Origin of the sequence: Actinoplanes sp. NPDC026623 (genome assembly GCF_040638275.1) — a bacterium.
In the GTDB taxonomy this organism is placed as follows: Bacteria; Actinomycetota; Actinomycetes; order Mycobacteriales; family Micromonosporaceae; genus Actinoplanes.
Genome location: NZ_JBEZXZ010000312.1, coordinates 1 through 6,642 on the forward strand (window position 1 = coordinate 1; position 6,642 = coordinate 6,642).

Genomic DNA, 6,642 nt, shown 5'->3' on the forward strand with positions numbered 1-6,642 from the left:
GCCACGACCACCAGCACGACGACGCCGGCACCGGCCGCGGCCACCACCAGCGACAGGTCCTGGGCGCGGTCCCGGCGGGCCTGCTGCGCCACGGCGGCCGGGTCCTCGGTGTGCACGACGACCGGCGCGGGTGCGGGTGCCCGGTCCGGCCCGAGCGTCTCGGTCAGCGCCCGGTAGGGGTTGACGACGCCGAAGCCGTAGCGATCGCTGCGGCGCCCGCCGGGTGCCGGGTCGGCGGTGGCGATGATCCGGCGGGCGACCTGCGCCGGGGTCAGCGCCGGGAACCGCTGCTTGACCAGCGCCGCGGTGGCGGAGACGAACGGCGCCGCGAAACTGGTGCCGTCGCTGCGGGTGTGCCCGGACCCGCGGGCGGCGACGGTGACCTGGACGCCGGGCGCGGTCACGTCCACCCAGTCACCGTGCTGGGAGAAGTCGCCGGCCACGCCGTCCGCCCCGATCGCGCCGACGCCGATGACGTCCGGGTAGGACGCCGGGTAGGGCCGCGGGTTCGCCTCGTTGGGCTTGCCGTGGTTGCCCGCGGCGGCGACCACGACCACGCCGGCGTCGACGGCGCGGGCCACGGCCTCGCGGACCCGGCTGTCGTCCTCGGTCATCACCAGGGACATGTTGATGACGTCGGCGTCGCCCTCGCCGACCGCCCAGTCGATCGCTTGGGCGAACCGGCCCGGGTCGGCCGGCTCGCCGCTCGTGGCGCCGCCACCGGTGTCGGTCTGCTCGCTGACCCGGATCGGCACGATCCGCGCGCCGGGCGCCAGGCCGCGCGGGCCCACGCCGTCGACCGGCTTCGCGGCGATGATGCCGGCCACCGCCGTGCCGTGGCCGACGCAGTCCTGCCGGCCGGTCGCGTCCCTGCGCAGGAAGTCGCGGCCCGCGGCGACCTGGTCGCGCAGCTGCGGATGGTCGGCGTCCACCCCGGAGTCGATCACCGCGACGCGCACCCCGTCGCCGGTGGCGAACGGCGCGAGCCGCTCGGGGTCGAACATCTGCACTTCGTAGGGCCTGGCCTTGCTCACCGGCAAGGACTCGGGCGGGCTCTGGCACGCGGCGGCGCGCGCCGGTGCGCCGGGCAGCAGGACGGCCGCCGACACGGCGACCGCGACCGCGATCCTGCGCAACTGCATGCCACTCCCCCGTCGAACACTCCGGGACTGGATGCTAGCGAGGCGCGGCCCGCCGCGGCGACCCGCCCGGTTCATGACCATGGGCTTCGATTGACCGGCTCCGGCGGCCGCCGCTAAGTTGTGGGGACCAACTGCGGCGTCGTGAGGGAAACCGGTGTGAATCCGGTGCGGTCGCGCCACTGTGAACGGTTCCCCCGGGACCCGTGAGTCAGGACGCTCACACGTACGCAGGCCTGTTGAACGGGACGCGTCATCCCGAAGGAGGTCTGACCCCTTATGCCAGATATTCAAGCGGTTCGCCCGCTGAGCACGCCCGCCGCCTCCCCGCGGGTGCTCGTGACGGCCGCCGGCGTCGTCATGCTGCTCCTGCTGCTCGCCTACCTGGTCGCCTTCGACCAGGGCGCGATCTCCCGCGGCGGGATGTATCTGCACGAACTGATGCACGACGGCCGGCATCTGCTCGGCGTCCCGTGTCACTGACGCCCGGGCGTTCCGCGCCGTCCTACGGCGCCATCCTGCTGCGGGGCCTGCTCGCGGGCCTGATCGCGGGCCTGCTGGCGGGCGTCTTCGCCTATGCGACCGGCGAGAGCCGCATCGACGCGGCGATCGCCATCGAGCAGGCCGCGGCCGAGCCCGCGGGCCCGGCCGCGGCGACCGAGTCGCAGCACGACGACGAGCTGGTCTCCCGCGACGGTCAGCGTGCCGGGCTGTTCCTCGCCACGGCGCTGTACGGCGTCGCGATGGGCGGCCTGCTGGCCACCGCCTACACGTTGCTGCGCCGCCGGCTGCGCACCTCGAGCGACACCCGGGCGGCGTTCGGGCTGGCCGGCGCGGCCCTGCTCGGCATCGTGCTGGTGCCGTTCGTCAAGTATCCGGCGAACCCGCCCGCGGTCGGCGACCCGGCGACGATCGACCAGCGCACGATCAGCTACCTGTCGATCGTGGTGATCGGCCTGGTCGCGGTCTGGGCCGGGGTGGTCGCGTCCCGGTCGCTGCGGGCGGCCTCGCCGGAGTGGCTGCGCGCCGCCGCGGCGGCCGGTGGCTTCCTGATCGTGGTCGCGATCGGCTACCTGCTGCTGCCGAGCATCGACGAGGTCCCCGGCACGTTCCCGGCGAGCCTGCTGTGGAACTTCCGGATGGCCTCGCTCGGCACCCAGGCCACGCTGTGGGCGGCGCTCGGGCTGGCGTTCGCGGCGCTGCTCGACCGGCTCGGAAGCCGGAGCGCCGCGGCGGCACGCGGGAAGTCCGATATCGTGGCCGTGTGAGCGGATTGCGGCTTCTCGCCGCCGCCACGACCCCGGGCCTGCGCCGCGCGGTCTTCGGCGGCGATGACGACCTCGACGAGGGCGGCCTGCGGGCCGCCCTCGCCCTTTGCGACGCCGGTGACCTCGGCGGCCGGGCCGACACCTGGTGCTGCGCGCCGTCGCAGGCCGCGCTGCAGACGGCCCGGGCGCTGGGCCACGACGATCCGGTCGTGGACAAGGCGCTCGCCGACCCGGACTACGGCGGCTGGACGGGGCTCGGCCTGGGCGACGTGGCCGGCGCCGAGCCGGACGGGCTGCAGGCCTGGCTCACCGACCCCGGCGCGGCGCCGCACGGCGGCGAGTCCCTGGCGGCGGTGCGTGCCCGCGCCGGGGCCTGGCTCGACCAACAGGCCGGGCTGCGGGTGGTCGCCGTCGCCCACCCGGTCGTGGTGCGGGCGGTGCTGACCCACGCGCTGGGCCTGCCGGACGACGCGGTGTGGCTGCTGGACGTGGCGCCGCTGTCGCTGACCCGGCTCGCCTACCGGACCGGCCGCTGGCACCTGTCCTTCCCCCCGCACGCCGCGGACCCGCAGTAGCCGGCGCTATCGGGGGCGAAGGTCGGCGAGCACGTCGTCGAGCGCGGCTCCGGTTCGGGTGAGCGTTGCGTGAGGTACGCCTCGTCGGTGATCACGCCGTCGACGCGCATGACCACGCTCACGAGGGCGTTGCCCGAGCATGCGTACGTCCGTGCGAGCGGGTCCTCGGTGCCTTTGTCCGTCTGATCGACAATGGCCATACCGCCGTCCCCGATCCCTTGCAGCGGCACGACAAGGCGCTCAAACGATCGCACCCTACGCTCGATCTCGCGCATTTGGCCGCACTCGTCAGCGGCCGGATCAGCCCGGTTGATGTCGACGCTGACCATGTCCACATCTCCGGTGTAGGCCCAGACCCGCTGAAACCACGCGGCGTCGACGCGGCCATGGCCCGAGGACCGGCGAGGCCGGCACCCACCGACCATAATTGTCGGCTAGACAAATCTTTTTGTCGGTGGGAGAGTTCGACGTATGGAGAGCGTCGCAGTGATCGAGGACCCGGCCGCGGCCGCGGTCAGCCTGGATCCCATCCGCAGCCGGCTCCTCGCCGAGCTGGCCGTCCCCGGCTCGGCGACGATGCTCGCCGCCAAGGTCGGGCTCCCCCGGCAGAAGGTCAACTACCACCTGCGCACCCTGGAGCAGCACGGCATGATCGAGCTGGTCGAGGAGCGCCGCAAGGGCAACGTCACCGAGCGGATGCTGCAGGCCACCGCCGTGTCCTACGTGATCTCCCCGGCCACCATGTCGGCGCTCGCCCCGGACCCGTCCCGGGACCCGGACCGGCTGTCGGCGCGCTGGCTGCTCGCCGTCGCCGCCCGCCTGGTCCGCGACGTCGGCGAGCTGCTCACCGGCGCCGGCCGGGCCCGGCAGCGGGTCGCCACGTTCGCGATCGACGCCGAGGTCCGCTTCGCGAGCGCCGCCGACCGGGCCGCGTTCGCCGAGGAGCTGACCGTCGCCGTCTCCCGGCTGGTGAGCAAATACCACGACGAGGACGCGCCGGGCGGGCGCGGCCACCGCCTGGTCGTCGCCGTGCACCCGAGCGTCACCCGGGAGGACTGAGATGGGCAAGGACTTCGACATCCGCCTCGACGCCGAGGTGCCGGCCAGTCCCGAGCAGGTCTGGGACGCCATCGCCACCGGGCCGGGGATCAGCTCCTGGTTCATCGGGCGCACCGAGGTCGACGGCGCGACGGTGCGGACCTCGTTCGGCGACGGCTGGATACCCACCGGCACCGTCACCGCCTCGGACGCGCCGCACCGCCTCGCCTACGGCAGCGCCGCCGGGCCGGACGGCCGCTTCGTCGCGTACGAGTATCTGATCGAGGGCCGCGCCGGCGCGGCCACCGTGCTGCGGGCCGTGACCAGCGGTTTTCTGCCGGGTGACGACTGGGGCGACGAGTTCGAGGCGATGCGCTACGGCACCGAGTTGTTCTTCAAGACCCTGCTGCAGTGCCTGGAATGGTTCCCCGGCCGCACGGCCACGCCGGTCACCGCGTTCGGCCCGCAGGTCTCCGACTGGCCCCGCACCTGGCGCCACCTGTACGCGGCCCTGGGGCTGAGCCCGGCGCCGCGCGCCGGCGACCCGGTGCGCGGCGAGCCGATCGGCGACGGGGTCGTCTACTTCGTCAACCCGCACACGCTGGGCATCCGCACCCCGGACGCCCTCTACCGGTTCCTCCGCGGCCGGCACGGCGCCATGGTCGCCGGCCACGCGCTCTTCGCACCCGCGGACACCGCCGAATGGCAGCCGTTCCTCGACTCGCTCGACGCCACCGATTCCTGAAGGGACACGATCATGGCCACCGTCACCTCCGCCGACGGCACCACCATCGCCTACGAGACGACCGGCTCCGGGCCCGCGCTGATCATCGTCGACGGCGCCATGTGCTACCGCGACAACGGCCCGGCACGGGACCTCGCGGCCGCCCTCGCCGACACCTGCACCGTTGTCATCTACGACCGGCGCGGCCGGGGCGCGAGCGGCAACACCCTGCCCTGGTCCGCCGAGCGCGAGATCGAGGACATCGCCGCGCTGCTCGAGGCCGTCGGCGGCGGGGCGTACCTGGTCGGCTGCTCCTCCGGTGCCGTGCTCGCCGCCGACGCCGCGAACCGCCTCGACGGGGTCCGCAAGCTGGCCCTCTACGAGCCGCCGTTCATCGTCGACGGCAGCCACCCGGCGCGCCCGGACACCTACCTCCCCGAAACCGAGGCGATGATCGCCGCCGGCGACAACGGCGGCGCGGTCAAGAAGTTCCTGCGCCACGTCGGCGTGCCCGGCTTCGTGGTGCAGATCATGGCGCTGACCCCGGTCTTCCGGAAACTCAAGGCCGTCGCGCCGACGCTCCCCTACGACCTGCGCATCCTCGGCGACACCGGCCGCGGCCTGCCGCTGGACGCCGGCCGGTGGGCGCAGGTGCGGGTCCCGGCGGTCGTCATGGACGGCGGCAGGAGCCCGCAGTACATGCGCAACGCGGCGAAGGCGCTCAGCGAGGCCCTGCCGAAGGCCGACTACCGCACCCTGCCGGGGCAGACCCACATCGTGAAGGCGCCGGTCCTCGCGCCGGCGGTCAAGGAGTTCCTCGCCTAACTCCCCAGGCTGTCGCGGGCCCAGCGGGTCAGCAGCGACAGCACCGGGGCGCGGCCGGCGAAGATCGCCGCCGTCTCCCGGGTGTCGTAGGCGGCCCGGCTCGGTGCCCGGTCCAGCGCGTGCAGCATCCGCGGGGCGAGCCAGTAGTACTTCGCCGCGCCGGTCAATCTGATCGCCCGGCGCACGGTGGCACCGTCCACGGCGGCGCCGAGGCCGCGCCGGTAGCCGTCGCCGACCGCGGCCGCTACCTCGTCGAGCAGCCCCACGTCGATCAGGCCGTCGAAGAACGCGTCAAGGGTCAGGTTCGCGACGTCCTCGCCGATCGCACCCGGGCCGGTGAACGCCCAGTCGAGCAGGACCGGCCCGTGGCCGGCCAGGACCAGGTTCATCGGCCACAGGTCGTGGTGGCACAGCGTGCGCGGCAGCCGGTCCGCGGCGGCGAGCACGTCGGCGCGGCACCGCCACAACGTACGCAGGTCGTCCCGCAGCCGCGGCGACCAGGCGGCGACCGCGACGGGATGCTCCCAGTCCGGCTCGCCGAGCGAAGACTGGGCGACGGTGTAGTCGCGCAGGAAGTCCCGCGACAGCCACCCGTGGTCCGGTGGGCGGCCCAGCCAGCGCGCCTGCCCGGCGCCGATCCGGTACGCGACGTCGCCGAACTCCGCGGCGCCGCAGCCGGTGCCGGGCGTGCCGTCGACGTCCTCCAGCCACATGGCGACCGACGAGTCGGCGCGCTCCTCGACGTCGATCAGGGCGGGCGCGTGCAGCCCGGCGTCGGCGAAGGCGGTGCCGGCCAGCCCGGTCGAGTAAGCGAGCAGCTCCCGCCGCCAGTAGTTCCAGTGCCCCGGGATCCCGGAGGCCTGCAGGTGCGCGGCGGCCTCCGGGCGCCCGGGAGTGGAGATCTTCAGGATCGCGCTGCCGTCGCCGCGCCGCACCCGCCAGATTCCGCCGGTGACGCCGCTGTGGAGGTTGTGCGGCAACTCCTGTGCCGTCCCGGCGTCCGCGACGAGGTCCTGCGGCGGGCTGGGCACGCACCCGACCGTAGCGCGGCGGCACCGGCCGGAGCGCCGCCA

The 6,642-nt window shown here is 74.3% G+C and carries 9 protein-coding genes and 1 riboswitch; of the genes, 6 read left to right on the forward strand and 3 right to left on the reverse strand.

Annotated features, from left to right (window positions below):
• Positions 1 to 1,142: type VII secretion-associated serine protease mycosin (gene mycP / locus AB0F10_RS43180; protein ID WP_360639768.1), on the reverse strand; the 1,142-nt coding region annotated here is incomplete at its 3' end.
• A 146-nt stretch (positions 1,143 to 1,288) separates the two neighbouring features.
• Positions 1,289 to 1,359, forward strand: a riboswitch (cobalamin riboswitch).
• A 59-nt stretch (positions 1,360 to 1,418) separates the two neighbouring features.
• On the opposite strand from mycP, the gene AB0F10_RS43185 reads away from it, so the two are divergent.
• Genes AB0F10_RS43185 through AB0F10_RS43195 form a run of 3 tightly spaced genes read left to right on the forward strand, consistent with a single transcriptional unit; the run spans position 1,419 to position 2,982 of the window.
• Positions 1,419 to 1,622, forward strand: coding sequence for a CbtB-domain containing protein (locus AB0F10_RS43185; RefSeq protein WP_360639770.1), 204 nt, complete (start codon positions 1,419 to 1,421; stop codon positions 1,620 to 1,622).
• Positions 1,613 to 2,407, forward strand: coding sequence for a CbtA family protein (locus tag AB0F10_RS43190; protein ID WP_360639773.1), 795 nt, complete (start codon positions 1,613 to 1,615; stop codon positions 2,405 to 2,407). Before AB0F10_RS43185 ends, AB0F10_RS43190 begins: the two co-directional genes overlap by 10 nt.
• Positions 2,404 to 2,982 (forward strand): histidine phosphatase family protein, encoded by a 579-nt coding sequence (locus tag AB0F10_RS43195; RefSeq protein WP_360639776.1) that lies wholly within the window; start codon positions 2,404 to 2,406, stop codon positions 2,980 to 2,982. Before AB0F10_RS43190 ends, AB0F10_RS43195 begins: the two co-directional genes overlap by 4 nt.
• Here the strand turns inward: AB0F10_RS43195 and AB0F10_RS43200 are convergent.
• The gene (locus AB0F10_RS43200; protein WP_360639777.1) at positions 2,925 to 3,311 is read right to left on the reverse strand and encodes a hypothetical protein; all 387 of its coding nucleotides are present in this window, start codon (positions 3,309 to 3,311) and stop codon (positions 2,925 to 2,927) included. The genes AB0F10_RS43195 and AB0F10_RS43200 overlap by 58 nt on opposite strands.
• A gap of 142 nt (positions 3,312 to 3,453) precedes the next feature.
• Here AB0F10_RS43200 and AB0F10_RS43205 point away from each other — a divergent pair, with 142 nt between their 5' ends.
• From AB0F10_RS43205 to AB0F10_RS43215, 3 genes are read left to right on the forward strand one after another with little or no spacing between them, the layout of a single operon-like run.
• Positions 3,454 to 4,041, forward strand: a complete 588-nt coding sequence (locus AB0F10_RS43205) for a helix-turn-helix domain-containing protein (RefSeq protein WP_360639780.1) — start codon at positions 3,454 to 3,456, stop codon at positions 4,039 to 4,041.
• 1 nt (position 4,042) lies between these two features.
• Complete coding sequence (locus AB0F10_RS43210) at positions 4,043 to 4,765, forward strand: SRPBCC domain-containing protein (RefSeq protein ID WP_360639783.1); 723 nt, start codon at positions 4,043 to 4,045, stop codon at positions 4,763 to 4,765.
• A 12-nt stretch (positions 4,766 to 4,777) separates the two neighbouring features.
• Entirely contained in the window at positions 4,778 to 5,569 is a 792-nt protein-coding gene (locus AB0F10_RS43215) for an alpha/beta hydrolase (protein ID WP_360639786.1), read from the forward strand.
• Here the strand turns inward: AB0F10_RS43215 and AB0F10_RS43220 are convergent.
• Entirely contained in the window at positions 5,566 to 6,600 is a 1,035-nt protein-coding gene (locus AB0F10_RS43220; RefSeq protein ID WP_360639789.1) for a phosphotransferase, read from the reverse strand. The genes AB0F10_RS43215 and AB0F10_RS43220 overlap by 4 nt on opposite strands.
• Between the last annotated feature and the right edge of the window lie 42 nt (positions 6,601 to 6,642).

What these genes read in the sequence shown, in the direction of transcription:
- AB0F10_RS43205 (WP_360639780.1), top strand. Translation starts at nt 3,454, where the DNA reads ATGGAGAGCGTCGCAGTGATCGAGGACCCGGCCGCGGCCGCGGTCAGC.
- AB0F10_RS43210 (WP_360639783.1), top strand. Translation starts at nt 4,043, where the DNA reads ATGGGCAAGGACTTCGACATCCGCCTCGACGCCGAGGTGCCGGCCAGT.
- AB0F10_RS43200 (WP_360639777.1), bottom strand. Translation starts at nt 3,311, where the DNA reads ATGGTCAGCGTCGACATCAACCGGGCTGATCCGGCCGCTGACGAGTGC.
- AB0F10_RS43185 (WP_360639770.1), top strand. Translation starts at nt 1,419, where the DNA reads ATGCCAGATATTCAAGCGGTTCGCCCGCTGAGCACGCCCGCCGCCTCC.
- AB0F10_RS43215 (WP_360639786.1), top strand. Translation starts at nt 4,778, where the DNA reads ATGGCCACCGTCACCTCCGCCGACGGCACCACCATCGCCTACGAGACG.